General features: G+C 32.5%; 25 protein-coding genes. 8 read left to right on the top strand and 17 right to left on the bottom strand.

The window, feature by feature from the left end:
* Positions 1 to 29: 29 nt before the first annotated feature.
* Positions 30 to 2,558, bottom strand: coding sequence for a translocation and assembly module lipoprotein TamL (tamL, locus tag ASC44_RS06455; RefSeq protein ID WP_055446795.1), 2,529 nt, complete (start codon positions 2,556 to 2,558; stop codon positions 30 to 32).
* Between the two features lie 80 nt (positions 2,559 to 2,638).
* Between tamL and ASC44_RS06450 the strand changes: the two genes are divergently transcribed.
* Entirely contained in the window at positions 2,639 to 3,358 is a 720-nt protein-coding gene (locus ASC44_RS06450; protein WP_055446794.1) for an RNA methyltransferase, read from the top strand.
* 34 nt (positions 3,359 to 3,392) lie between these two features.
* On the opposite strand, the gene porT is transcribed toward ASC44_RS06450, so the two are convergent.
* Together porT and ubiE are read right to left on the bottom strand one after the other, a co-directional pair.
* Positions 3,393 to 4,115: a type IX secretion/gliding motility protein PorT/SprT gene (gene porT / locus ASC44_RS06445; protein WP_055446793.1), complete on the bottom strand. Its 723-nt coding sequence runs from the start codon at positions 4,113 to 4,115 to the stop codon at positions 3,393 to 3,395.
* 1 nt (position 4,116) lies between these two features.
* A complete protein-coding gene (ubiE, locus tag ASC44_RS06440) occupies positions 4,117 to 4,845 on the bottom strand; it encodes a bifunctional demethylmenaquinone methyltransferase/2-methoxy-6-polyprenyl-1,4-benzoquinol methylase UbiE (protein WP_055446792.1) in 729 nt (242 codons plus the stop codon).
* A 97-nt stretch (positions 4,846 to 4,942) separates the two neighbouring features.
* On the opposite strand from ubiE, the gene trkA reads away from it, so the two are divergent.
* From trkA to ASC44_RS06425, 3 genes are all read left to right on the top strand, one after another.
* Complete coding sequence (trkA, locus tag ASC44_RS06435; protein WP_055446791.1) at positions 4,943 to 6,292, top strand: Trk system potassium transporter TrkA; 1,350 nt, start codon at positions 4,943 to 4,945, stop codon at positions 6,290 to 6,292.
* 2 nt (positions 6,293 to 6,294) lie between these two features.
* A complete protein-coding gene (locus ASC44_RS06430; RefSeq protein ID WP_055446790.1) occupies positions 6,295 to 7,800 on the top strand; it encodes a TrkH family potassium uptake protein in 1,506 nt (501 codons plus the stop codon).
* Positions 7,801 to 8,031: 231 nt separating this feature from the next.
* Positions 8,032 to 8,298 (top strand): hypothetical protein, encoded by a 267-nt coding sequence (locus ASC44_RS06425; protein ID WP_055446789.1) that lies wholly within the window; start codon positions 8,032 to 8,034, stop codon positions 8,296 to 8,298.
* 55 nt (positions 8,299 to 8,353) lie between these two features.
* Here the strand turns inward: ASC44_RS06425 and ASC44_RS06420 are convergent, their stop codons facing one another.
* Positions 8,354 to 9,541: a pyridoxal phosphate-dependent aminotransferase gene (locus ASC44_RS06420; protein ID WP_055446788.1), complete on the bottom strand. Its 1,188-nt coding sequence runs from the start codon at positions 9,539 to 9,541 to the stop codon at positions 8,354 to 8,356.
* Positions 9,542 to 9,573: 32 nt separating this feature from the next.
* Positions 9,574 to 10,668 carry a fatty acid desaturase family protein gene (locus ASC44_RS06415; protein ID WP_055446835.1) on the bottom strand — a complete coding sequence of 365 codons (1,095 nt, stop codon included), beginning with the start codon at positions 10,666 to 10,668 and terminating at the stop codon, positions 9,574 to 9,576.
* Between the two features lie 146 nt (positions 10,669 to 10,814).
* On the opposite strand from ASC44_RS06415, the gene rsmG reads away from it, so the two are divergent.
* The 4 genes from rsmG (at position 10,815) to ASC44_RS06395 (ending at position 14,164) form a co-directional block, all read left to right on the top strand.
* Positions 10,815 to 11,444 carry a 16S rRNA (guanine(527)-N(7))-methyltransferase RsmG gene (rsmG, locus tag ASC44_RS06410; protein WP_055446787.1) on the top strand — a complete coding sequence of 210 codons (630 nt, stop codon included), beginning with the start codon at positions 10,815 to 10,817 and terminating at the stop codon, positions 11,442 to 11,444.
* Positions 11,445 to 11,637: 193 nt separating this feature from the next.
* Positions 11,638 to 12,165, top strand: a complete 528-nt coding sequence (locus ASC44_RS06405) for an inorganic diphosphatase (protein WP_055446786.1) — start codon at positions 11,638 to 11,640, stop codon at positions 12,163 to 12,165.
* 96 nt (positions 12,166 to 12,261) lie between these two features.
* A complete protein-coding gene (locus ASC44_RS06400; protein WP_241491414.1) occupies positions 12,262 to 12,549 on the top strand; it encodes a twin-arginine translocase TatA/TatE family subunit in 288 nt (95 codons plus the stop codon).
* 103 nt (positions 12,550 to 12,652) lie between these two features.
* Positions 12,653 to 14,164 carry a S8 family peptidase gene (locus ASC44_RS06395; protein ID WP_055446785.1) on the top strand — a complete coding sequence of 504 codons (1,512 nt, stop codon included), beginning with the start codon at positions 12,653 to 12,655 and terminating at the stop codon, positions 14,162 to 14,164.
* An 85-nt stretch (positions 14,165 to 14,249) separates the two neighbouring features.
* On the opposite strand, the gene ASC44_RS06390 is transcribed toward ASC44_RS06395, so the two are convergent.
* The 12 genes from ASC44_RS06390 to kynU form a co-directional block, all read right to left on the bottom strand.
* Entirely contained in the window at positions 14,250 to 14,633 is a 384-nt protein-coding gene (locus ASC44_RS06390; protein WP_055446784.1) for a DUF3037 domain-containing protein, read from the bottom strand.
* Positions 14,623 to 15,402 carry a HipA family kinase gene (locus ASC44_RS06385; protein WP_055435656.1) on the bottom strand — a complete coding sequence of 260 codons (780 nt, stop codon included), beginning with the start codon at positions 15,400 to 15,402 and terminating at the stop codon, positions 14,623 to 14,625. The genes ASC44_RS06390 and ASC44_RS06385 overlap by 11 nt, the downstream gene beginning before the upstream one ends.
* Positions 15,403 to 15,410: 8 nt before the next feature.
* Complete coding sequence (locus ASC44_RS06380) at positions 15,411 to 16,052, bottom strand: O-methyltransferase (RefSeq protein ID WP_055446783.1); 642 nt, start codon at positions 16,050 to 16,052, stop codon at positions 15,411 to 15,413.
* 55 nt (positions 16,053 to 16,107) lie between these two features.
* Positions 16,108 to 17,190 carry an amidohydrolase family protein gene (locus tag ASC44_RS06375; RefSeq protein ID WP_193787262.1) on the bottom strand — a complete coding sequence of 361 codons (1,083 nt, stop codon included), beginning with the start codon at positions 17,188 to 17,190 and terminating at the stop codon, positions 16,108 to 16,110.
* 48 nt (positions 17,191 to 17,238) lie between these two features.
* Positions 17,239 to 17,769, bottom strand: coding sequence for a 3-hydroxyanthranilate 3,4-dioxygenase (locus ASC44_RS06370; RefSeq protein WP_055446781.1), 531 nt, complete (start codon positions 17,767 to 17,769; stop codon positions 17,239 to 17,241).
* 185 nt (positions 17,770 to 17,954) lie between these two features.
* A complete protein-coding gene (locus ASC44_RS06365; protein WP_055446780.1) occupies positions 17,955 to 18,737 on the bottom strand; it encodes an SDR family oxidoreductase in 783 nt (260 codons plus the stop codon).
* 66 nt (positions 18,738 to 18,803) lie between these two features.
* On the bottom strand, positions 18,804 to 20,135 hold the full coding sequence (locus ASC44_RS06360) for a hypothetical protein (protein ID WP_055446779.1): 1,332 nt from the start codon (positions 20,133 to 20,135) through the stop codon (positions 18,804 to 18,806).
* Positions 20,136 to 20,145: 10 nt separating this feature from the next.
* On the bottom strand, positions 20,146 to 21,582 hold the full coding sequence (locus ASC44_RS06355; RefSeq protein WP_055446833.1) for an aldehyde dehydrogenase: 1,437 nt from the start codon (positions 21,580 to 21,582) through the stop codon (positions 20,146 to 20,148).
* Positions 21,583 to 21,592: 10 nt separating this feature from the next.
* Entirely contained in the window at positions 21,593 to 22,234 is a 642-nt protein-coding gene (locus ASC44_RS06350; protein WP_152973285.1) for a hypothetical protein, read from the bottom strand.
* Between the two features lie 53 nt (positions 22,235 to 22,287).
* Positions 22,288 to 22,692: a RidA family protein gene (locus tag ASC44_RS06345; protein ID WP_055446832.1), complete on the bottom strand. Its 405-nt coding sequence runs from the start codon at positions 22,690 to 22,692 to the stop codon at positions 22,288 to 22,290.
* A gap of 392 nt (positions 22,693 to 23,084) precedes the next feature.
* A complete protein-coding gene (locus ASC44_RS06340; RefSeq protein ID WP_055446777.1) occupies positions 23,085 to 24,482 on the bottom strand; it encodes an FAD-dependent oxidoreductase in 1,398 nt (465 codons plus the stop codon).
* Positions 24,475 to 25,746 (bottom strand): kynureninase, encoded by a 1,272-nt coding sequence (gene kynU / locus ASC44_RS06335; RefSeq protein ID WP_055446776.1) that lies wholly within the window; start codon positions 25,744 to 25,746, stop codon positions 24,475 to 24,477. Before kynU ends, ASC44_RS06340 begins: the two co-directional genes overlap by 8 nt.
* Between the last annotated feature and the right edge of the window lie 11 nt (positions 25,747 to 25,757).

The following is a 25,757-nucleotide window of genomic DNA, read 5'->3' as shown; positions in this document are numbered from 1 at the left end:
ATTAAAATAATCAAGGTGTGTTTTTGGCTCTAAAAAGGATAGTTAATACCTATGTTGTATGCTGCATTAGAGAAATTGTAATCATTAAACCAGCGGTTGCCGTCACCATAAGATGGATCGTAGGTTTTAAAGCCTATATCTCCTCTTAATACGAAGAAGTTAAAGTCGTATCTAAAACCAAATCCAGAGCCAACAGCTATGTCTTTTATCGAGGAAAGCGAGCTAAACGTTGCTGCATCATCATTAACATCGTCAAGTACGTTCCATATGTTCCCAGCATCTATAAATAAAGCACCATTTAGGGCGCCAAAAAGATTAAAACGTTGTTCGGCACTTAAAGCAATTTTCATGTTCGCTTCATTAAATTCGTTTACAGATTGTGTGCTTCCTGGGCCTAAATTATAAGCGGACCATGCGCGATTATCGTTTGCGCCACCACCAAAGAAACTTTTAGAAAACGGAATATTGGTAGAGTTTCCATAAGGAATTGCAATCCCGAAAAAGGTGCGAATTGCTATCACATTTTTCCCTCCTAAATCCCAATATTTAACATAGTCTAATTCTGTTTTCACATATTGTGAAAATGCTACATTAAACAACTCATATTTATTATTGTTGTTTTTTTGAAGTCCTAGAATATTTGAAGCTGCTGAGAAAACATTTCCCGCGAGCTCTAATTTTAATCTAAAAATTGAGAAATCATTATCGAATAAATTATCTCGCCTATCTTTAGTAAAACTAAAATTTGTGGCTAGTATAAGATTGTCTTCTGTTAACCTTTCTTTTCTTTCATTTATAGAATTTACAGTTTGTAAGTCGTCTGCACTTATAGCATTTGTTCCGTTAATTACATCTGCTATAAACTGATTGGCTTCATCTGGAAGCGATAACTGTTCTCCGGCACTAATAGATCCCGAGTTTACTGCAATAGCATTTAGTGTATTAAATGAGCTTTCGTAGACATTAAAATAGTTGTCAATATTTAAGTTTTTTACAAATTGAATATTAAGCATATCTAATTTGTTTGTTACTTTATCATTTGGAAACCATTTGTAATTAAAAGTTCCTGTTGCTGTTTGCTTGTCTAAACCTACATTAGTTTGGCTAGTAGCTGCTAAACTAATTTTTGTAGACGGAAACATGGAACTGGGAATTATTTTTGAAGTATTAAAAGGAGAAAATATACGCGGAATTGTTAATCCTAAATTTGCACCAATCTCATTAATGTCAAAAAATTGATCGCGCTCGTTCGATCCGTCTTTAGAGGCTCCAATAGAGGCAATACCAGATAACTCAAGTGTTTCAGCTCCTTTAAAGACATTACGCATTAATACACTTGGGTTTAAAGAGAAGCCAATAGTTTGTATGTTACTTTGCGATGCTTCTGCTCTAAAATCTAATCCAAATTTCTTTAATGGCGTTAATGCGATATTAGCAGTTAATGTTGTGTCTGCATCATTTACTATGTAATCTATTTTAGGATATTTAAAAGTCTTCAAATTACTAATCCGTCTTGACGTTAATGGTTTATTTTTATCGCGAAAAAGAGTATTTGGCTTAATAAAAATAGCATCAGTTAGCATTTTAGAGCTGTATCGTAATTTTTCTTTGCTATATATGTTATAGCCATTATAAGTTGTAGAATCTGTAACGGGCTTGTCTTTATCTTCAAAAGCGCTGTTAGTGTAAATATTTACATCTTTTACTTTATATATTTTAAAAGGCTCGTATAATATTGTGTCTTGGAGTCTTATTGCTTTTTCACTTATCTGTAAATCGATATTAACTTTTTTAGTTTTACCAATAGTATCTATTTCAATATAAATGTTGTCTTGGGAGAAGTGATAAACTCCAGAATTTCTTAGTGTCTCTGTTATACGGTCGCGCTCATCTATAAAATTATTGGTGCGGTATTGTGTTTTAGTTTTTATTAAAGATTTGCTTAATGTACTTTGGTATAGCGAGTCTATTACTGGAGTCTTGATGCTTGTAGATAAAGAGTCAATTATATAAGGTTCACCTGTAGAAACCTTGTAATTAACAGATGCTCTTTTGTTATCGTTTCTAATAGTTTCAAATTCTGCTTTTACCTCAAACCAACCATTGTTATAATAATAGTCCTCTAATCTTTTTATGGATTTTTTAGATAGGGTGTCGTTTACAATAACGGCCGCTTCACCAGTTTTTTTTAGCCAATTATTAAAATTAAGTTTGTTTTGTAAACGTTGATCAAATTGCTTTTTAGATAGAAATTTAATTTGTCTTGCAGTGCGTTTAGGATTGTTTGCAATTCTGGCTTTTAGAACAGAATCTAAATTAGGTCTTGCTAAATTATGAATATAAAGCCTAGTTTTAATATTTGTATAAGGAATGCTACTGTTTGGTTTTTGGTATATTAGATTAGTTATAGCTTCTTTTTCCTCATTATTACCGTTTACCTTAATAGAAGTCTTAGTTAATAAATGTGCATTACTAGGTACGCGTCTAACAGAGTTACACGCGGTTAGAAAACCAAAAATTAAAATAATAAGTAGTATTTTTGAATCTTGTATTTTCAACTAAACAGTCTTTTAAAGGATTTGTTTCGACTCTAAACTTTTAATTTGAATCACTTAAGATTCAAAAATACATTTTTTAAATGCTATCAAAAAGCCAAATAAAATTAATAACGCGTCTCAAACAAAAAAAATATAGAATCGCTGATGGTTTTTTTGTTGCCGAAGGTATAAAAGTGATTAATGAACTTTTAGAATCTTCTTTAGAGTTACATTTATTATTTACAACAGAGTCTTTTAAAAGTGATATTAAAAATGAAACATTAATTACCGAAAACGAACTAAAGAAAATTAGTTTTCTTACCACACCAAATAAGGCGTTGGCAGTTTTTAAAATACCAACACCAAAAAACAGTAAATATTTAGGTTTAATAGTTGCTTTAGATAGCATCCGTGATCCGGGAAACTTAGGTACAATTATTAGATTATGCGATTGGTTTGGTATAAAAGAATTGGTGTGTAGTAAAGAAACGGTAGATTGTTATAATCCAAAAGTTGTGCAAGCCACAATGGGATCTATTACTAGAGTAAACATTAATTATTTAGATTTAAATACTTTTTTAGCTGAAGCTGAAATGCCAATCTTTGGTGCTTTTATGGATGGTAAAAATGTATATAAAAGGGAATTGCCTAAAGCAGGCATTATAATTTTAGGAAATGAAGCGAATGGAATTTCTGAAGCTATAGAAAAACAAGTGACAGAGCGCATTGCAATACCTCGTTTTGGCGATTTACAGGCTACTGAAAGTTTAAATGTTGCTACAGCTACTGCTGTATTGTTGAGTGAGTTTAGGCGTGGTTAATTTTAATATTTCAAGTAGATGGGTTTGTTCTTATCTACCTAAACGTAAAATTAATAAAAATCCCACGCGTTTTCATAGAATTAATATTTCCTGTCCATGGACTATTAGGGTCGACATCTTTTACTAACTCATCGTTTAAAGCAAAAATACCACGAATAGAAGGTGTGAATTTAAACCATTCTAAGTAAAAGTCGATACCAAAACCAATATCGTAAAACTGTGTACTTTTAGTTGTTCTAAATTCACCTCCACTATTATCTTCAGGATTTTCTTCATTACTAGATAAATTTAAAGACGTTGCAATACCAAAAGTAATATAAGGTTTAATATTATTAACGCGCTTTGTAGAAAGTCTCATTAATAAAGGAATATAGATGTAAGTAGATTTTACTTCACGTAAAAAATCCGATTTGTTTAAATCGTCTGCAGGAATACCTTCAAAAAAAGTTTCGGGATAATTTAGCGTTCTAGCAGAAATAACTAAACCGGGCTCGAGTCTAAAGTTAATATAATCGTTAATACGAATATCTCCAACTAAACCAACGTTAAAACCAAAGGCTTTTATTGTTTCTATATCGCCTTTATTATCGTTATAGTCTATTTTATAATCTAGATTGTTAGTACCAAAGTAATAGCCCCAACTTAGGGATTGTTTGTCCATGTTTTGATTATTCTGGACTTTTTCTCTAGTAAAAAGTTGAGCAGAACACATAGTGCTTGCTGTAATACATATAAATAGGGCAATTAGTTTCCTCATGTTACTGTTTTGATGCTGTATAAATTGTGGCCACTCCAAAAGTTTGTGGTAAATCTTTCACATTTATAAACCCAATATTACGTAAAATATTGTTTAGAGCTTCACCGTAAGGAAAAACAGAAGCACTATCACTTAAATATTTGTATGCAGTTTTGTCTTTAGAAAACAAACGACCAACAGTTGGTAGTATCACTTTAGAGTGAAATTTATAACCTTGTTTAAAAGGGAATTTTGTTGGTACAGAAGTTTCAAGAATAACAAAAGTTCCACCTGGTTTTAAAACACGTAAAATATCTTTTAATCCTTTTTCTAATGTTTCAAAATTACGAACACCAAAGGCAACAGTGATAGCATCGAAGGTGTTGTCTTGAAAAGGCATATTTTCACTGTCTCCAATAATCATTTCAATTTTAGTGTCCAGATTTTTAGCGGCAATTTTTGTTTTTCCAACTTCAAGCATACCACTACTAATATCTAAACCTACAATTTTTGTAGCGCTAGTTTCAGCAAGATTTATGGCTAGATCACCAGTTCCAGTAGCAATATCTAAAACAATTTCAGGATTTGTAGCCTTTATAATTTCTACTACTTTTTTTCTCCATTTAATATCTATACCAAAAGAAATAACACGATTTAGGCCATCGTACTCTCCAGAAATGGTATCGAACATTTTTGTAACCTGTTCCTTTTTACCTAGATTACTGTCTTTGTAAGGGTTTACTTTTGTCAAAATATTTTTTTTTCAAAGATAATACAATGAACAAGCATTAAAAAACATGCAAAGAATTAATTAATTATCTTTGCATTTCCTTTATATAAAATAAATAATGAAAATAATTATTGCTGGAGCTGGTGAAGTTGGATTTCATTTAGCAAAATTATTGTCCTATGAATCGCAAGAGATTACGTTAATAGATACCAATAAAGAAAGTCTTTCTTACGCAGACAATCATTTAGATATAAAAGTGTTAAAAGGAGACGCGACCTCAATTGCCATTTTAAAAGATGCAAGAGTTGAGAATAGCGATCTTGTAATTGCGGTTACAGCGTCTGAAACCACAAACATTACAGTTTGTGTTTTGGCTAAGCAGTTAGGTTCTAAACGTACCATTGCACGTATTTCTAATACAGAATTTATAACGCACAAAGATGAGGTTGGTTTTACACGTTTAGGAATAGATGAGTTAATTTCTCCAGAAGCGCTTGCAGCTTCAGAAATTCAATTGCTTCTTAGCCGCTCTGCTTTTAATGAAAGTTACGAGTTTGAAGATGGTGCATTAGCAATGGTGAGTTTAAACTTAGCCAGAACTGCATCTTTTGTAGGTAAATCTGTAAAAGAAGCTGCTAAATATTTTCCAGAAATTCATTTTGTGCCTATCGCTATCCAACGTTTTGGTACACAGTACACAATAATACCAAGAGGAGATACATTATTTAAAGAAGGTGATACTGTTGTATTTATTACATGTGCAGGAGGAGGAGAGGAGTTATGTAAAATGACAGGGAAAGCAAATTCTACAATTAAGGATGTTATGATTCTTGGTGGTAGTAAAATTGGATATAAAGCAGCTCGCGATTTAAGTGCTAAGCAGTTTAAAGTAAAATTAATTGAAAAAAATAGAGATATCGCAATAGATTTAGCCGATGAACTTGAAAAAGTATTGGTCATTAATGGAGACGGTAGAAATGTAGAGCTTTTAGAAGAGGAAAATATTGGAGATATGGACGCTTTTATTTCTGTAACAGGAAATTCTGAAACCAATATTATGTCTTGTTTAGTTGCAAAATCTAAAGGTGTAAAAAAGACCATTGCTTTAGTTGAGAATATGGATTATTTCGAGTTGTCTCAATCTATAGGTATTGATACTCTAGTAAATAAAAAGTTACTTGCAGCTAATAATATTTTTAGATACATACGAAAAGGAGAGGTTGTAGCCATGACAAAGCTTAACAACATGAATGCAGAGTTGTTAGAGTTTAGAGTAAAGCGCGATTCTAAAATATGCAATCAACAAATTAAAGATGTAGCGTTCCCTCGTTCCGCAATTATTGGAGGAGTTATTAGGGATGGTAAAGGGTTAATAGCTTTAGGAGGTTTTAAAATTGAAGAAGGTGATTATATTGTAGTTTGTTGCTTACCAAGGTCTATTAAACAAGTAGAAAAATTGTTTTTATAATTATGGGTAAAGGTCTAAAACTCAATTATAAAATTATCTTCCATTTCTTTGGTCTACTATTTCTTTTTAATGGAGGCTTCATGCTTATATCTGCATTGGTTAGTCTAATTTATAAAGATGGTGTTACTTTAAAACTATTTTTGTCTGGTTTAGTTACAGTCTTAATTGGTGTTTTTGCAATGGTTTATACTAGAAACCATAAAAAAGAAATGAATAAGCGGGAAGGTTATATAGTCGTCTCGTTTGGGTGGATTGTTATGGCATTATCTGGTTCTTTACCTTATGTTTTTACAGAAGCTATTCCAAGTTTTACAGATGCCTTTTTCGAAACGATGTCTGGTTTTACAACCACCGGAGCTTCAATTTTAAATGATATTGAAGTGGTGCCTGAAGGTATACTATTTTGGAGGAGTTTAACCCATTGGATTGGTGGAATGGGAATTATTGTGCTTGCAGTGGCCATTTTACCATTATTAGGAATTGGAGGTATGCAGCTTTTTGCAGCTGAAGCTCCTGGGCCGAGTGCAGATAAATTGCACCCACGAATTACAGATACAGCAAAACGATTATGGTTAATCTATTTTGGATATACAGCGGCAGAAACTATTTTGTTAAAGGCAGCTGGAATGTCTTTTTTCGATGCTATTAATCACTCTATGAGTACACTGTCTACAGGTGGATTTTCTACTAAAAATGCTAGTGTTGCCTATTGGAATGATGTGCCTTTAATACAGTACATTATTATTGTTTTCATGTTTCTTGCAGGAACAAATTTTGTATTAAGTTATTTTGCTTTCAAAGGAAAGTTTTCGAAAGCATTGCGTGACGAAGAATTTAAACTTTACTTTAAGTTTGTTGCTATTTTTACCATAGTTGCTGCTGTTATTATTTATTTTAACGCAGATATGAGTATTTCTACTATAGATCATCCGCAAGTATTAGGAGTAGCAGAAAGCGCCTTTAGACATAGTTTGTTTCAAGTATTGGCTATCATTACCACAACAGGATTTGTGTCTGCAGATTACACTCTATGGACACCGTTTTTAACTATCTTTTTCTTTGGAATGATGTTTCTTGGAGGATCGGCAGGTAGTACCTCTGGAGGAATAAAAATAGTACGTCATTTAATAACCATTAAAAATGGTTTTTTAGAGTTTAAACGTACATTACATCCTAATGCAATATTACCTGTTCGTTATAATAAGCGTTCTGTTTCTGGAGAGATTGTATTTAACGTTCTTGGTTTCTTTATACTTTATTTATTAGCATTTATTGTTGGGACGCTGGGATTCTCCATGATGAAAATTGACTTTGAATCTGCTATTGGTTTAGCTGCATCTAGTTTAGGAAACGTTGGGCCTGCTTTAGGAGATTTTGGACCAGTAAATAATTATTCGGCTTTACCAGCTATTGGTAAATGGTGGTCTTCTTTTTTAATGCTTATTGGTCGTTTAGAGTTATTTACTGTATTGATATTGTTGACGCCTTTCTTTTGGAGGAATAGGTGATTTTTTTTCTTTTTTCTTCGGAAGTATGAAGTTTTATAACCCAAAAGTGTAACATTTTTAATACAATTGCTACTTATATATAAAGCAGCTTTTCTTTTTTTATTTGAAGTATTCATACTTCAGCTAAAACCAAATAGATATTTAGAATTTGCAAGTTCTAAGTTAGCATATCTATTCATTTAACTTATTTATTAACCTTCCGAAATGACTTCGGAATAATACTTAGAACTTATGAGTTTTGGAGCTGTACAATCTGCTATTACTTCTATGAAGAATAATAGAAATTTATTATCTAAACGCGATAGATTGAAGAAAACGTTAAGTGGTTCAGAAATAAAAAAGCCAGAATATAATTTGCCAAAATCGACACCTGAAACTATAAAAAGGATCAAGGAAAAAATTATACGTGAGGATAAATTAAGAAAGCAAAAGCGAATACTATTAATTGTGATATTTTCAATAATACTAGTTTCGACTTTTGTGTATATTATGTTATAAAAAAAGCCTCAGAAATACATCAGAGGCTTTTTAAATATTCTATAATAGTGTTATTTTAAACCAAAGCAGCTTTAATTCTTTCTACAGCTTCTTTAATTTGCTCTTGACTTGCAGCGTAACTAATTCTAATGCAATCTGGGTTTCCAAAGGCATCACCTGTTACTGTCGCAACAAGTGCTTCTTCTAATAAGTATAGAGAAAAGTCTGTAGCGTTATTTATTGTTTTTCCTCGTAACGTTTTTCCGAAGAAAAAAGTAACATCTGGAAATACATAAAATGCTCCTTCTGGAGTGTTTGTTTTAAAACCTTCGATACTACCAAGTAATTCTAAAACCATATCACGACGTACTTTAAATTCGTCAACCATATAGTTTACAACACTTGGGTCTGCATTTAAAGCCGTAATAACAGCACGTTGTGCTATACAGTTTGTTCCACTAGTTACTTGTCCTTGCATTTTATTACAAGCACGTGCAATCCAATCTGGAGCACCAATAAATCCAACTCTCCAACCTGTCATGGCAAAAGCTTTAGATACACCGTTTACTGTTATGGTATTATTAAACATACCATCAATTCCAGCCATACTTGCATGTGGCTTTCCTGTATAGTTTATGTGTTCGTAAATTTCATCTGAAACTACATAAATATTTGGATGTTTTATTAATACAGTAGCTAATGCTTCTAATTCCTCTTTACTATATAAAGAACCACTAGGGTTACATGGAGAACTAAACCAAAGCATTTTTGTTTTTGGTGTAATGGCAGCTTCAAGTTGAGCCGGAGTAATTTTAAAATCTGTATCAATAGACGTTTTTACTTCTACTGGGATACCTTCAGCAACCTTAACAATATCGCTATAACTCACCCAATATGGACAAGGTAAAATAACCTCGTCTCCTTTATTTAACATTACTTGTGCAATGTTATATAAAGATTGTTTTGCTCCTGTAGAAACTACAACTTGCGGTAATGTATATGTTAAGTTGTTATCGCGTTTAAATTTTGTAATTACAGCTTCTTTTAACTCTACATAACCATCTACAGGTGAGTAAGAATTGTAATTATCATTTACTGCTTGAATAGCCGCATCCTTAATAAAGTCAGGAGTGTTAAAATCTGGTTCTCCCAAACTTAAACCTATAATATCTTTACCTTCTGCTCTAAGTTCTCTTGCTTTTGCCGCCATTGCTAAAGTAGCAGATGTAGCCATGTTAGTTATTCTATCTGAAAGTTGATTCATTGTGAATTGTTATTTTGTAATACAAGAATTAATTAAGCTATGTTAGGATTCTGACCTAATACTTTTAGTTGTTGGTAATGCTCACCTATTGCTTTCCACATCGTTTTGTATTCGTTATATGGTAAGCTGAATTCGTGTGCAGTATCTTTTACAATTTTTGCGATATTTTTGTAATGCACATGACTAATGTGTGCAAACAAGTGGTGCTCTACTTGTCTATTTAAGCCACCTGTATAAAATTCTACTAACCAGTTTTTAGGTGAAAAATTAGAAGTCGTAAATAACTGGTGTATAGCCCATGTGTTTTTCATGTTTCCAGCTTCATCAGGAATAGGCATATCTGTATTAGGCATAACGTGTGCTAATTGAAAAACGACACTTAAAATAATGCCAGCAGTATAATGCATAATTAAAAAGCCTATTAATACTTGCCACCAAGCAAAACCAATAACTAAAGGCAAGGCTACCCAAATAGAGTAATATAATATTTTACCAATAATTAACTTTGTCCACTGTGTTGCTGGTTTTGGAAATTCACCATAAGACAGTTTGCGTTTTAAGTAAATATAAGTTTGCTTAAAATCGGTAGTAATCGCCCAGTTTACTGTTAATAAGCCATATAGTAAAAAAGCATAATACTTTTGATACTTGTGGATTTTTAACCATTCAGAATGTTTAGAAAAACGAATAATTCTACCAGCATCAATGTCCTCATCATGGCCTTCAATGTTTGTGTAAGTGTGGTGTAATACATTGTGTTGTACTTTCCAGTTATAATCGTTACCAGCTAATATGTGTATGCTGCTACCCATTAATCTATTAACCCATTTTTTGCTAGAAAAAGAACCATGATTTGCATCATGCATAACGTTCATTCCTACTCCAGCCATTCCAACACCTATAACCATTACAGATAGTAATTGAAGCCATGCAGACATATCGACTGTTAGTAATAGTACTAGAGGTCCAAGTAATAATGTAAACATTACTATGGCTTTAATGTATAATCTCCAATTACCAGTTTTTTTAATTTCATTCTCCTTAAAGTAATTATTTACACGTTTGTTTAGTGTTTTAAAAAACTTAGCAGGGTCAGTTCTTGAAAATGTTATTGTTTGTTTTGACATAATTTTTTTTTTGAATACTACAAGTGCAAAAAATGTACCATCCATATTTATGCTACAAAGATAATTAATAATTATGAGTGAAGTAATAGAGAATTTCATAAAAATATGAGCTATTAATTTCTATTTTTGCACAATAATAAAAGCCTATGGAACTCATATTAAAATACTTCCCAAATCTAACTCAAGATCAAATTGAAAAGTTTACAAAGCTGGAAGCCTTGTATCAAGATTGGAACTTAAAAATAAACGTAGTATCTAGAAAAGATATAGACGAATTGTACTTAAGACATGTACTACACTCTCTTGCTATTGCTAAAGTTATAGATTTTAAAGATGAAACAAAAATTATGGATGTTGGCACAGGTGGTGGCTTTCCTGGAATTCCACTAGCGATATTATATCCAGAATGCAATTTTCATTTAGTAGATAGTATTGCGAAAAAATTAAAAGTTGTTAATGATGTTGTTGAAGGATTAGGTCTTGAAAATGTCAAAACAACACATTCTAGAGTAGAAGAAATTAAGGATACTTACGATTTTATTATAAGTAGAGCAGTAGCAGCAATGCCAACTTTTGTACATTGGATTAAAGGAAAAGTATCTAAACATCAAGATAATGACATTAAAAATGGTATTCTATATCTTAAAGGAGGAGATCTAGACGAAGAACTTCAGGATTATAAAACTGCAACCATATATAATATTTCAGATTTTTATTCTGAAGATTTTTACGAAACAAAAAAGGTTGTGCACTTACCTGTAAAATATAAAGGTTAGTTAAATTAATTGTTCTATCTAAAACGTTTTAGTTTCATTAAATTGTTATCTAACTGTATTTTAGTTGTAGAAAGCTAAATAATCTTGTACTTTTGCACCCCGAAAAACGAATGGTTTTTCGAAAGAAAATAAAAGAAACACGTTTTCCTTTTTTATAATCTTTAAATAATTCAGGAAATAAAAAAAATAGAATATGAGTCCAGCAGGAAAATTAACGTTTGACGTTTTAATAGAAATACCAAAAGGAAGTAGAAATAAGTATGAGTACGATTTCGAATTAAATAAAATTCGTTTCGACCGTATGTTATTTTCTTCAATGATGTATCCGGGAGATTATGGTTTTATTCCAGAAACTTTAGCATTAGATGGAGATCCATTAGATGTTTTAGTAATGGGAACTGAGCCTACATTTCCAATGTGTGTTGTAGAGGTAAAGCCAATTGGAGTTTTCCATATGGCAGATGAAAAAGGACCAGATGAAAAAATCATTTGTGTACCAGTTACAGATCCTATTTGGAATAGTTATAAAGACATAGGAGATTTAAACCCACACAGAGTAAAGGAGATTACTCATTTCTTCCAGGTTTACAAAGATTTAGAAGAGAAGAAGGTTGATATTGGTGCTTGGGGAGATGCAAAAGAAGCTTACGAGATTTTAGAAAAATGTGTTGAGCGTTACGAGAATAGCGAACATAAAACTAATGGGAATTTTAAAATATAATTTTTACCATTATATATTATAAAATAAAAGCCTTTCAGAATTTAATTTTGAAAGGCTTTTAACATTTAAAAAGTTTTTACTTACTATATTTGTAACGTGATACAATTAGCAACATTTTTATTTATAGGAGGACCAGAGATGATTTTAATTATTCTAGCAATAATTATGATTTTTGGGGCCAAAAATATTCCTGAAATAGCTCGTGGTTTAGGAAAAGGTATGCGCATGCTCAAAGATGCAAGTAACGATATTAAGACCGAAATCACCAAGACTGCAGAAAAACAAGGTTTAGATACCAGCATCACCAAAGATGTTCAGGATGAACTAAAAAAGGTGAAAGATGAATTCGAAGATTTTACCGGTTCCATTAGTAGAAAAATGTAATTCTTATTATTTTTAACCGAATTTCATTTATTTCGTATTTTATTTACTAATTAAGTGTTAATTATTTAATATATTGATGGTCTAATCCATTAAAACATATTAAATGAAAACCAACGCTTTCAAGCTGCTTTTAGTAGCACTCATCATTATGTCTTCTTGTGCTAAAGACACAACAAGTGATTTTCAAGAAGAAGCTCAACAACTTGCAGACGAATCTAAACCATTAACTATCCAAGAAATTAATGCCGAAATTGAAACACAAATCAATAAAGGAGAAGAATTTGACTGGAAAAACGAATCGGATCATTTTCTTTGGAGTGCTGTAACTCACGGAAATAATATTTTAACTATAGGTTATGGCGAAGAAAATGAAAGTTTTAGCGAAAACCGCTCGCAAGAACTTCTAAAAACTAAAGACGACCTTTTAAAAATTGTTGAAGGTTTAGAGAATTATAAACGAAGTGAAAAAACTGTCGTTGAACATGAAATAATAAATGTTTTCGATGTAAAAGTTGAAAATATTGAAACTATAAAAGCGCTTAGAAAAAGTGGCGGAATTCGTTATTTGGAGCCTAATGGTTACAATCATTATGGAACAGATAATGCTATGCGTTCAAGCTCTGGTTGTAATAAAAGTGGAGAGTCTATTAATAGCGCACATTACACAACAGTTAATCCTAATAATGCACAAGTGTCCTGGCATTTTAATGAGCATAACATTCCGCAAGCATGGAATTATAGTACGGGAGCTGGTATAACTATTGGTTTAATAGACACAGGAGTTTCGCAATCACAATCACTTTTAAACGGTAATGGATTTAAAGATGGTTATTCTTCTAATTCAAGATACATTCAAAAATATGGAACGTTTATAGATTCTAATTGGTGGTGGTCTAGTAATTATGATGGTATTCATGATAAATGTGGTCATGGTACAGAAATGGCTTCTACAATTGCTGCACCACGTAATGATAATGGAATGCCAGTTGGTGTTGCTTATAATGCCAATTTAGTAGCTTATAGAGCTACAGAAGATGTCTTATTAAACGACTACCACGAGCGTAAAGGCGTTTCTAAAGCCTTAACAGAATTAGCAAATAGAAGTGATGTAAAAATTATATCAATGTCTATTGGTTATGTTTGGTCTATTGGTAATGTAAAGGATGCTGTTAAATATGCTTACAGTAAAGGAAAATTAATATTTGCAGCAGGAGGAACTTCTACAAGTTTTACCAATGGTTATGGTGTAATCTTTCCAGCGAGCATGAGTGAGACGGTTGCTGTTACTGGAGTAGACGATGGATCTAACTACGAAAGATGCGAAGTTTGCCATAGTGGAAGTAAAATAGATTTTACCATTATCATGGAAGGAAATAATAACACAAGTAAGCATCCACCTGTTTTAGGTTTCTATAATAACCAAAGAAGTTACACAGGAGGATCATCTGTAGCAACAGCAACTACGGCTGGTATTGCAGCTTTAGTTTGGGCAAAACATCCAAGTTGGAGTAGAACGCAAGTTTTAAATAAATTAAAACAATCTGCAGAATTCTACCCTAACAAAAACTCGAGTTTTGGTTATGGAAATATTGATGCTTTACAAGCAGTACAATAAAATTTCACTTAATATTTAAAACTAAAAAAGCCTCTTCAATAGTGAAGAGGCTTTTTCTTTTATTATAATTATTGTCGTAACGTTTTTACAAAACATATTTTTCAAAAATATCTTCTAGTTCTTTTTCTGGATTATCTGTAATTCCTGAATGCGTTTTAGAACTTTGTATAACAGTACTTCTCGATGCTGCTAACCATCGAAATCTATCGGATAATTCAAACGCACCAATAACTCCAGCCGATTTGTCTCCTTTGCAAATTAAGTCCCAAGATTTTAGGTAGCTATTTAAAGCTTCTAAATCTAATTCGCATGAAAAAGCATTTAATTTTGCATTGTCAATGCTGTATTTAACATCAAGAAATTTTTTTCTTTTAGAAAATAAAATCACTCCAATATTAAAAAACTCCTCGCGTTCTACTCTAGGTGCCAATCTAATAATGGCGTATTCAAAAGTTACTTTATCTTGCATCTTGAGCTTCTTTAACTAGTGAATCAATCATGGATAGCTTAGCATTTAAATACTCAATATAAGCAGCTCTTATTTCGTTTGGTTTTAAGGTGTCAGATTCGTTTAATAACCAATCCTCAGGAATCGTGTTTATAATTTCTTCAATAGTATTCTTATCTAAAGCCTTTATTATGTCTTTAGATGCATTTTCTAGATCTGTAGCACGACTTAATAGCACATGGTCTTTTATTAAAGGAAACGTTCTTGTTAAATGATTTCTCCATGTTTCCCAATTATGGTGAAAATAGAAACTCGCGCCATTATCTATAACCCATAATTCTTTATTCCAGTTTAATACATTTGGATTTTTAGCAGTTCGGTCGATATTGCTAATAATACTATCTAACAATACAACCTTAGATGCCGTTTTAGCATCTGCAACAGACGCTAATGGATCAAAGGTTATAGAGCCACTTAAATAATGTAAACCTAAATTTAAGCCTACGCTAAATTTAAGTAAATCTTGTATTTCTTCGTCTGGTTCGGTTTTACTAAAGGAATCGTCTAAATTCATAAATACCAACTCAGGTACTTTTAAACCAATAGCTCGTGCTAATTCACCACCAATAAACTCGGCAATCAAAGCTTTTTTACCTTGGCCAGCACCTCTAAATTTTAAGACATATAGAAAATCGTCGCTAGCTTTAACAATAGCAGGTAAAGAACCACCTTCTCTTAAAGGCGTAATGTATTGTGTAACATCAACGGTTCTTATGTTTAGTTTACTCATAATGTATATTATAATTTTCTACTAATAGTTAAGCCATCTCGAATTGGTAAAACCACCGTTTCTACTCTTTTGTCTTCTTTTAAAAGTGTATTGTATTCTAAAACCGCTTTTGTCATTTTATCTTTAGGATTAAGTGTTTCAATTACTTTTCCACTCCATAAAACATTATCAGATAATATAATTCCACCAGGATTCATTCTATCAATAATTAAGTTGAAATAGTTAACATAGTTATCCTTATCGGCATCTATAAAAACCAAATCAAAAGTTTTATTAAGCTGCGGAATTACCTCTAAAGCATTTCCTAAATGTTGATTGATTTGCGATCCATATTCAGATTTATCGAAAAACTCACGTTGAAAATCGAAGAGCTCTTCATTTATATCTATTGTATCAAGAGTTCCGCTAGGTTGTAAACCTTCAGCCAAACACAAAGTTGAATAACCCGTAAAAGTTCCTATTTCTAGAATGTATTTCGGATTAATTAATTTAGAAATCATACTCAAAACACGACCTTGGTATGGTCCGCTAGACATGCGTGGTTGTAATATTTTCCTAAAAGTATCTCGTGTTAAGTGCTGTAGTAATTCGGGTTCGTTTTCAGAATGCGCTACTACGTAATCGTCTAATTTTTCTGGTATAAAATGCATGTATATTTACTAGATATTAAAGGTGTAAAAACCTTATAACTTCTACTTTTTTTAATTAACCTAAAATTCGTTTAACCAATTTATCTTTAGCTGCTTGATCGTCTCCACATAGCCATTGGATTACGTTATCTTCCCAAATAGCATCACGTTCTGGTTCTGTAATAATCTTTCTATCTATCGCTAAATCTAAAATTTTTCCAGGATAAGAACTTTGTTTCTCACTTTCCATTTCTCCTAAAGGATATGGATCGTCAAGTCCCATTAAAACTTGTTTAGAACCTTGGTTTTTTAATAACAAATCTAATCCACCAGTGTCGTGTACTAAAGTATCAAAAAAGATGTTTTTATGTCCAACTGCTTTTCTTGGGTGACTTTTGCCTTCAAATAAATCTGGTCTACCATCAAAACCTTGAATACGTCGTCCTAAATTTATTTGTGCTAATTGTCCGCCATGAGCAAAGCAAGTTCGCATATTTGGGTATTTATCTTGATAACCGTTTAAAGTTAAAAAGTGGTATGCATCTGCACATTGTGCTAACATCCATATTAAATGAAAACGCCAAGACGTGTTCTCTAATTTTATAAATTTCTCACCATCGTAAGGATGGATTTCTACGGCTAAATTATACTTGTTAGCCATTTCAAAAATTGGCTCGTTTTCCTCATCAAAAATACAACGCCAAGTGCCAATAGTATCCATATAGTGTGTAGGCAAACAAAGTAATTGCATACCTAACTCCTCTACACAACGTTCAATTTCCCAACAAGCACCTCTTACAAAACCAGGATGCACCACAAAACCACAGGTAAATTTACTTGGGTTTTCGCGCTGTACTTTAGCATTAAAATCGTTTTGAAATTTAAGCGCTTGCTTCATTTCTTCCACACGCAAACCGTTACCGTACAATTGCGATAAGTTTAAAACTACGGCATGATCGATTTTAAAACGCTCCATCCAAGCTAGCTTTTCATCTAAGAAAAAACTAGAATCTGTAATTGGTCTGTTCCAATCTTTTTGAAGCATGAATTTTCGATCCTTATCCACCCAAAAAATTTCTTTGTCTTGCATAAACTGAGGAATTTCCTCTGGATATGGCAATAGATGTGAGTGACCGTTAATTCTAAGTTTACGTTTCATAATTATGTCCTGAGAGGTCAGGAATCTTTAAAGGTTGGTTTTTATTTACTATATTTTTACTTTCGAAGGCGCTTCCATAATTGCACTACAATTTGGGCACGTACGCTTGTCTAAATCTCCATAATATTTATCGAATATTTTAGGCATATCTGTTTCAATATTTTTCACCGTAAAATCTTCTTCATATAATTTGGTTGTGCAATTTTCACAGAACCAAAGCAATGCATCTTGCACGCCTTTATCTCTAGGATATTCAATTACTAATCCTACGGTATTTACACCACGTTGCGGTGAGTGCGGTACTTTAGGAGGCAATAAAAAGATTTCACCTTCTTTTATATGTATGTCTTTAGGCATACCTTCATCAATTACTTTTAAGATAATATCTCCTTCAATCTGATGAAAAAACTCAGGTGTTTCGTTATAATGGTAATCCTTTCTATTATTTGGCCCACCAACAACCATAACAATAAAATCGCCATTTTTCCATACCACTTTATTACCAACAGGTGGCTTTAAAAGATGTCTATTTTCTTCAATCCAAGCTTTAAAATTTATAGGCGGAAATAATTTACTCATGATACAAATTTTTAATTTTTATCATCCTGAATTAAATTCAAGATCTTAATATATTTTTGGGCGTTACCCTAAAAAGGGTCAGGCTTTCAAGGCTCGCTCTCTGCGAGGAGCTCAAACAAACCTTTCAATCCTTAACGCAAATTCATCAATTCAATAAAATTAGTGATAAAAAACGGAATACAGCATTATAAACTCTTCGTTCTTCCACCATCAACCGGAAGATTAATTCCGTTAATATATGCCGCACGTGCACTTGCTAGAAAAGTAATAGCATCTGCTAACTCTTCTGGCTTAGCGAAACGTTTTGCAGGCACTGCACTTTTCATGGCATTAGCAGATTCTTCTTCTGTGTTTCCAGATTTAGCCGACTTGTTTTTAATAATTTCAGCCAAACGATCTGTTCCTGTTGCTCCAGGCAACACATTGTTTACCGTAATACCAAATTGTCCAAGTTCGTTAGCCAACGTTTTACTCCAGTTAGCAACGGCTCCACGAATAGTATTACTTACGCCTAAACCATCTAAAGGCTGTTTAACAGATGTAGAGATTACGTTTATAATTCTACCAAATCCTTCACTTTTCATAAACGGAACAACCGCTTGTGCTAATACATGGTTGCATTTTAAATGCTGTGTAAATGCTGCTTCAAATTCATCTACATGAGCAGAAAAAACTGGACCTCCTTTTGGTCCTCCAGTATTATTTACCAGAATATGAAAGCCATGATGGTTAGATGCATATTCTGACACTTTATATTTTAATTCCGAAGGATTAGAGAAATCTGCAACTATATAATTATGGTCTCTATGTTGAGGCAACTCTTTTAAAGTTGCTTTCAATTTATCTTCGTTTCTAGCAATAAGTGTTATTTGCACACCTTCTTCGGCTAAAGCCATAGCTGTTGCTTTTCCTATTCCTGCTGTGCTTCCGCAAACCAATGCGTATTTGCTGTTAAGTTGTAAATCCATATTTTTATTATTCCTGCGTAGACAAGAATCTATTTAATTTAATTATTTTTTCATTTAACAAATAAGCTATTGATCGTCAAATAGTCCTTTTGCTTTATTAAAAAGGCTGTTACTTTTCTCTTTTAACGATTGACCAGCTTCTTCTAAGGCTTTTCCGCTTAATTGATCGTCTATTTTTTGCGATAGTGTTTTTAAAGTCTCTATCATCTCAAAAATTTCTTTGGTATGCGAAACATCATTTTCAATTAATACTTTTTCCCAATCAATAGCAGATAGTATTGAAAAGATATATTTTGTTGCTATTTTACTTAAAAAGTATTTATCGTAAAAACCGTTTAATACTTTGTCTGGTTCTCTGTTTTTTAAATACGTTATCGACTCATCAATATTGGCTTTATCACCACTAGAAACAAATGCACTTGTTTTTAATTTTTGTAGAGATATTATTGCTTTTTCATTGTCTTCATTCTTAAGATATAAATAAGTTTCAATTGACCAAACAACTTCATTATCTACTCCTAATTTTTTTGAATCGGATAAAAACACTTCAAAGTCCTCAAGTGCTCGTTCTTCATCAATTTCTCTATCCATCATGAGTCTATCGAAACCTCTAAATAAATGATTTAAAGAATGAAAACCAATATGTGTTTGTTTGTTATCTAAATTTCCCCATTTAAACATCGATCTAGTTAAAGGTAAATCTACATCTTGATGCTTGTCGAGCCAATTTATATTCCTGGTAATCTCATCTTCAGAAAGGTAGTGTAAGCCTTTTTCAAAAAAAACAAAACCTCTATAATATTGAATGAGTGTTTTAAGCTCTGAATCTGTTAAAAATTCAGGTTGTGTTTTTGAGCATTCGTACAAAGCAACTTCCTTACCCAAATCTTTACTTAATAATACAATTGCACTTAAAATAGCATGCTCAAAAGCTTCAGCTTCTTTCTTTTTAACACCTGCTAAATAAGGTTCGTTTTTAGATACTTCTCCATACGTGTTGTTTAATGCTTCGATTAGTGTTGGAAATAAATCTTCATCTGTTTCCATTATAAAATCTTGCATCTTTTTATAATCACGATATATAGAAATATACTCTAAAATAGAGAGTTCTTCATTTTCACTTAGCTTCTCTAGTTTTTTAAAGGTATTATCTAAATTACTTTTAAATTTTAGAAAGCCTTCTGCATCAATCTCAGTTCCGTCTTGCGAATAAAACGTAGAATCTCTCTTTGCAGATGCTCTAATTAATATTTTACCAAACTTATAACCTGCTACTTTTCCGGCATCTAAATTTTCAATAAGTGTCTGTTTGTCTTTTTCTAAAAGTGCCTCATCTGTTTTATCTTCTGTAGAGCAACTACATAAAATTAATATGAATACAAATATTACTTTTCTCATTTTTAATCTACTAATATTTTATACAAACATTCTTAGTTTCTGTGAAGAAGCGTAAAGCTTCAAAACCGCCTTCGCGTCCAACTCCAGAAGCTTTTACACCTCCAAAAGGTGTTCTTAAATCACGCATCATCCAAGTGTTAACCCAAACAATTCCTGCCTGTAATTCGTTACTCATTTTCATGGTACGCTTTAGGTTATTTGTCCATAATGTTGCAGACAATCCATACTTTACTTTATTTGCCATTTTTAAGACTTCGTCTTCTGTATTAAAAGGCATAATTGTAACTACAGGTCCAAAAATTTCTTCTTGGTTGACTCTGCATTCATCGTTTGGGACTTCGATAACTGTAGGTTCTAAATAGTAACCATTTTCATAACCTTTTACAATCACTTCATTTCCTCCACAGAGTATTGTTCCGTTTTCCGCTTTAGCGATATTGATATATTCTTTTACTTTTTCTATATGCGGTTTGGATACTAATGCTCCAATATTAGTTGATGCTTCCGCTGGATGACCAACTTTTAAAGCCTTCACTTTGGCAACAAAATCTTTCTTGAACTTTTCATAAATAGAAGCTTCTACAAAGATTCTACTTCCGCATAAACAAATCTGACCTTGATTAGCAAATGATGAACGCACTGTTGTGTCTAACATAGCATCATAATCGCAATCTGCAAAAATGATATTTGGATTTTTTCCTCCTAATTCTAAAGATAATTTTTTAAATAGTGGAGCTGCTACTTTTGCAATATGTGCTCCTGTTGCTGTTCCTCCTGTAAAGCTTATTGCTTTTATGTCTTCATGTTCTATAATGGCTTGTCCTGTAGAGCCACCAAGTCCGTGTACAATATTTAAAACGCCTTTAGGTAAACCTGCTTCGTTACAAATCTCACCTAATAAATAAGCAGTCATTGGTGTGACTTCGCTTGGTTTGGCAACGACACAGTTTCCTGCTGCAATGGCTGGAGCGATTTTCCATGTAAATAAATAGAGTGGCAAGTTCCAAGGCGAAATACAAGCTACAACACCAATGGGTTGGCGCAAAGTATAATTTATGGCTTGCCCAATACTTTCGTGACTTTCGCTTGCAAACTGTGTTATTGCATTTCCAAAAAAACGAAAGTTACTTGCAGCTCTTGGTATGTCTACTGCTTTTGCTAAGCTAATAGGTTTCCCGTTGTCTTTACTTTCTGCTTCTGCGAAACGTTGTAAGTTGGCTTCTAATAATTCTGAAATCTTTATTAATATTCTGCTGCGTTCTTCTATACTTGTTTGTGACCAATTTGGAAAAGCAGATTTGGCAGCTTTGTATGCATTTTCTACATCCTCTTTACTGGAGTTTGGAATTTGACCATATACTTCGCCGTTACTAGGATTGTAGTTGTCTATCCAATTGTCTTTAATTGGGTTTTGGAATGTGCCGTTGATGTAGTTTTTGATGTTCATAGCAATACTTTTAATTGACATACTGATTTAGAATCTTAACGAATTTCCAATTGGAATTTTCTTTAACATATAATAAATCATATCCATGTGACATAAAATAGCCTACAGATACGTATGCTTTATTTAGTTTTTTGTTAAAAATAGGTTTGCTTAACATTAGCTGCCCTTCTTTTTCATTGTCTGTAATTAATTTTTGAATTGAATCTTCAGAGATTAATCTGACTTCTTTACTATTCTTGTCTGTATATCTGACTTTAGACCAATCAATAATGTTATGTCCATATTTTGAAAGTTGAAACACATTTAGATTGTAATTATCTTTTATTTGATTAATTATATATACAGTATCGTTCTCTTTAAAAAAATGATTAACATATTCTGGTAAAGTTGACGGTTTTCCTAAAGCAGCGATATATGCGACATCTTTATTTCCTTTATATTCAATGGAATTAAACATTAAATATGGCTTTTTATAATCATAAGGATATAAATATTCATCTTCTTTATTACTTAAAATATCATTTAAAAACTCTAGTTTAAATTTATCAGTAATTATTGGCCTTTCAACTTCTTCAACAGTTTGTTGTTTTTCTTCTTTACAAGAAGAAATTAGTAAAATCACTATATATAAATATTTAAAAGCTAATTTCAAACTAGAGTTTTTGGATTTTATTTATACAATTCCTGCTCTTGCAGGAATGACAGTTATTGTTTCTTATAAGCCATAACCTTAATCTCCACCACCAAATCGGGATGTGGTAATTGGTGTACTGCTACAGTTGTTCTTGTTGGTCCTGTTTCCTTATCAAAAAATTCAGCGTAAGCTTTGTTGTAATCGGCAAAATCATTCATGTTTACTAAAAATGAAGTAACATCTACAATGTCTTTTAAACTGGCTCCAACTTTTTTAAGATTGGTGTCTATGTTTTTTAAAACCTCTTGCGTTTGTGTGTAGGAGTTTAGTTTTTTAGTTCCCATTTCGTCTATAATATCTACTCCAGCAATGGTGTTGTCTGCTCTACGAGAACTTGTTCCTGAAACGAAAATGAAATCGCCAACTTGTTTTACGTGTGGATATGCTCCTCTTGGTGTTACTTTAGTTCCTTCCATATTTGTCATTCCTGCGAAGGCAGGAATCTTTTTAATGTTAGTTTTACTTCTGTTTTTATATTTTTTTTCTCGTTTGTGTCATGACGAGATTTTTTAAATCGTGGCAATTTCATCTTTATTTTCTCTTATTCATTTTGCCTTGATGCAAAACGAACCAAAAAATCACGATCAAGTCAAGGAATTTTCAGTTTTATAAACTGAAACCGATTTGAAAACTTCGCGTCGAACTGCGTTCTCCTGTTCTCGAAGCTTTTCTAAATCTATTCTTCGCCTTGACGTTCAATTCTTCCGAATTGATTTAGGACTTTAATTTTTACTGCGTTTTTGTTTTGTCCAAATTATTTTCATTTTAGCTTACTGCTTACTGCTTACTGCTTACTGCTTACTGCTCACTATTTCAATCCTGCAATCTTATCGTCTTGCAAAATCGTTTCGGTTTCTTGTTGTACTTTTTTTAAGATACTATTTAAATCTTCGGTTGTAGTAATTTCTTTATTTACTAATAAGTTTAAAATTGCTTTATCTTGTGCTCTTCCTTTTGTCATAGCTTCATAATACGGAATGTCTTCTTTAAAAGTCACCATAGAGTATTTTGAAAAATAAGCGTTTGGAAATTCTTTTTCTAGAGCCATTTCAATAGTACGTTTTTCTTTAAAAATAGGATTAGCAACGTGGTCACGCATTTCGTAATAGTTGTCTATTGCTAAATCTGCAATAGCATCTGTATCTGCTTTTCTAGTTTTTTCGTAGACTTTAAAAATGGATTCCCAATCGCCTTCGTGTTGTTCTAAAATAGCATCAAAAACGGTTACGTCTTCAAAAGAGGCATTCATACCTTGTCCGTAAAAAGGAACAATAGCATGTGCTGAATCTCCTAATAGTACATTTTTGTTTTTGTAATGCCAAGGTGAACATTTTACTGTACCTAAAGCTCCTGTTGGGTTATTAGAAAATTCTTCGGCTATATTAGGTATTAATGTTAAAGCGTCAGGGAACTGTGTTTTAAAGAATTCCTTTATAGTATCTTCTGTTGTTAAGTTGCTGAAGTTGTATTCTCCTTCTTCATAACTTAAAAATAATGTTACTGTAAAACTTCCGTCTAGATTTGGTAATGCAATAAGCATGTATTCTCCTCTTGGCCAAATGTGTAAATAATCTTTACTTATTAAGTGTGTGCCTTCTTTAGAAGCTGGGATTTCTAATTCTTTATAACCATGTGTTAAGTAGTTTTGCGAGTAGCTAAATAGAAATTTACGTTCTAAATAATAGCTTTTTCTAAGTGACGATCCTGCTCCGTCTGTACCAAAAAGAACATCGCCTTTAACTTCAAATTCCGTTTTAGTTACGTAATCGTATAGTTTTGCAATGTTGTTTTCAATATCGATACCATTACATCTTTTATTAAAATGAATAGTTAGATTATCATATTTATCGGCTTCAGTAAGCAGTAAACCGTTTAAATCTCCTCTAGAAATAGAGTTAATATATTCGTTATCTCTTCCTGAATAATTAGATGGAAACGTGTTACCTTCTGTATCATGAACCAAACGACCATGCATTGGTATGCAAAGTGGTTTTACTTTATCTTCTACACCTGCAAGACGCATGGCTTTTAAGCCTCTGTCTGACAATGCTAAATTTATAGAGCGTCCTGCAGAAATATCTGTAGTACGTAAATCGGGTCTGCTTTCGTAAACGCTTACTGTATAGCCTCTTTGAGCTAAACGTAAGGCTAAGAGAGAACCACAAAGTCCAGCTCCAATGATAAGTATGTTGTCTTTTTTACTCATTTAAAATCCTTTTTAATTTATCTACCATTCTATAAACATCCTCAAACGTATTATATAATGGAACAGGAGCACAGCGTATAACATCTGGCTCTCTCCAGTCTGTAATAATATGTACTTCGGTTAATTTTTTGTGTAAATTTTTATCAGCATCCTTAACTTGTATAGAAAGCTGGCAACCTCTTTCTTTAGGATTAGAAGGTGTGATGATTTTTATCTTATCGTTATTTAATTCATTAATTAAAAATTCGAAATAACCAGTTAGTTTTTTAGACTTCTCTCGAAGTGCATCCATTCCAACTTCATTAAACATATCTAAAGAAGCCTTAATTGCAGCCATAGATAAAATTGGAGGATTACTTAATTGCCAACCTTCGGCTCCCGGAATAACGTCTAATGGTTGTCGCATATTAAAGCGGGTTTTCTTGTTATGACTCCACCAACCTGCAAAGCGTTTTAAGTCTTTATTATGTGCATGTTTTTCGTGTACAAAGAGTCCGCCTAAACTTCCAGGTCCAGAATTTAAATATTTATAAGTACACCAAGCTGCAAAATCGACTCCAGAATCATGAAAGTCTGGTTTAATGTTTCCTGCTCCGTGTGCTAAATCAATACCAACCATACAGTCTTTTGCGTGGCCTAGTTCTGCTATCTTCTTTATATCTAAATATTGTCCTGTGTAATAGTTTACACCTCCAATAAGTAGTAGTGCAATTTCGTCTCCTTGTTCTTCAAGAATGGTTTCTAAATCTTCAATATTTAAAAGATCTTCTCCTTTTCTAGGTTTCCATTCTATTACACCTTGATTGGCATCGAAACCATGAAACTCTAATTGTGTTTGCACTGCGTAACGATCACTAGGGAAAGCGTCGCTTTCAATTACAATTTTATATTTTGTTTTTGTGGGTTGGTAAAAACTTACCATTAGCAAATGCAAGTTCGTAGTTAGCGTATTCATGATAACTACTTCTATTGGCTTTGCTCCAACAATTTTCGCCATAGATTCTGTTAAGAATTCATGATAAGGTAACCAAGGGTTTTTTGCTTCAAAATGACCTTCTACTCCAAGGTTTGCCCAGTCTTTAAGCTCTTGAGCTATGTAGTCTTTTGTTGCTTTTGGTTGTAAACCGAGTGAGTTTCCTGTAAAGTACAACCAATCATTTCCATCTTTATCTTTTGGAATATGGAATTGATCTCTATAATGTGAAATTTTATCTTCTTTGTCTAATTGTTTAGCGTAATCGCTGCCTAATTTATAGTTTGACACTTGATTGATTT

It is taken from the genome of Lacinutrix mariniflava, from assembly GCF_001418015.1.
In the GTDB taxonomy this organism is placed as follows: Bacteria; Bacteroidota; Bacteroidia; order Flavobacteriales; family Flavobacteriaceae; genus Lacinutrix; species Lacinutrix mariniflava.
This window is presented reverse-complemented; position numbering and strand designations above follow the sequence as displayed.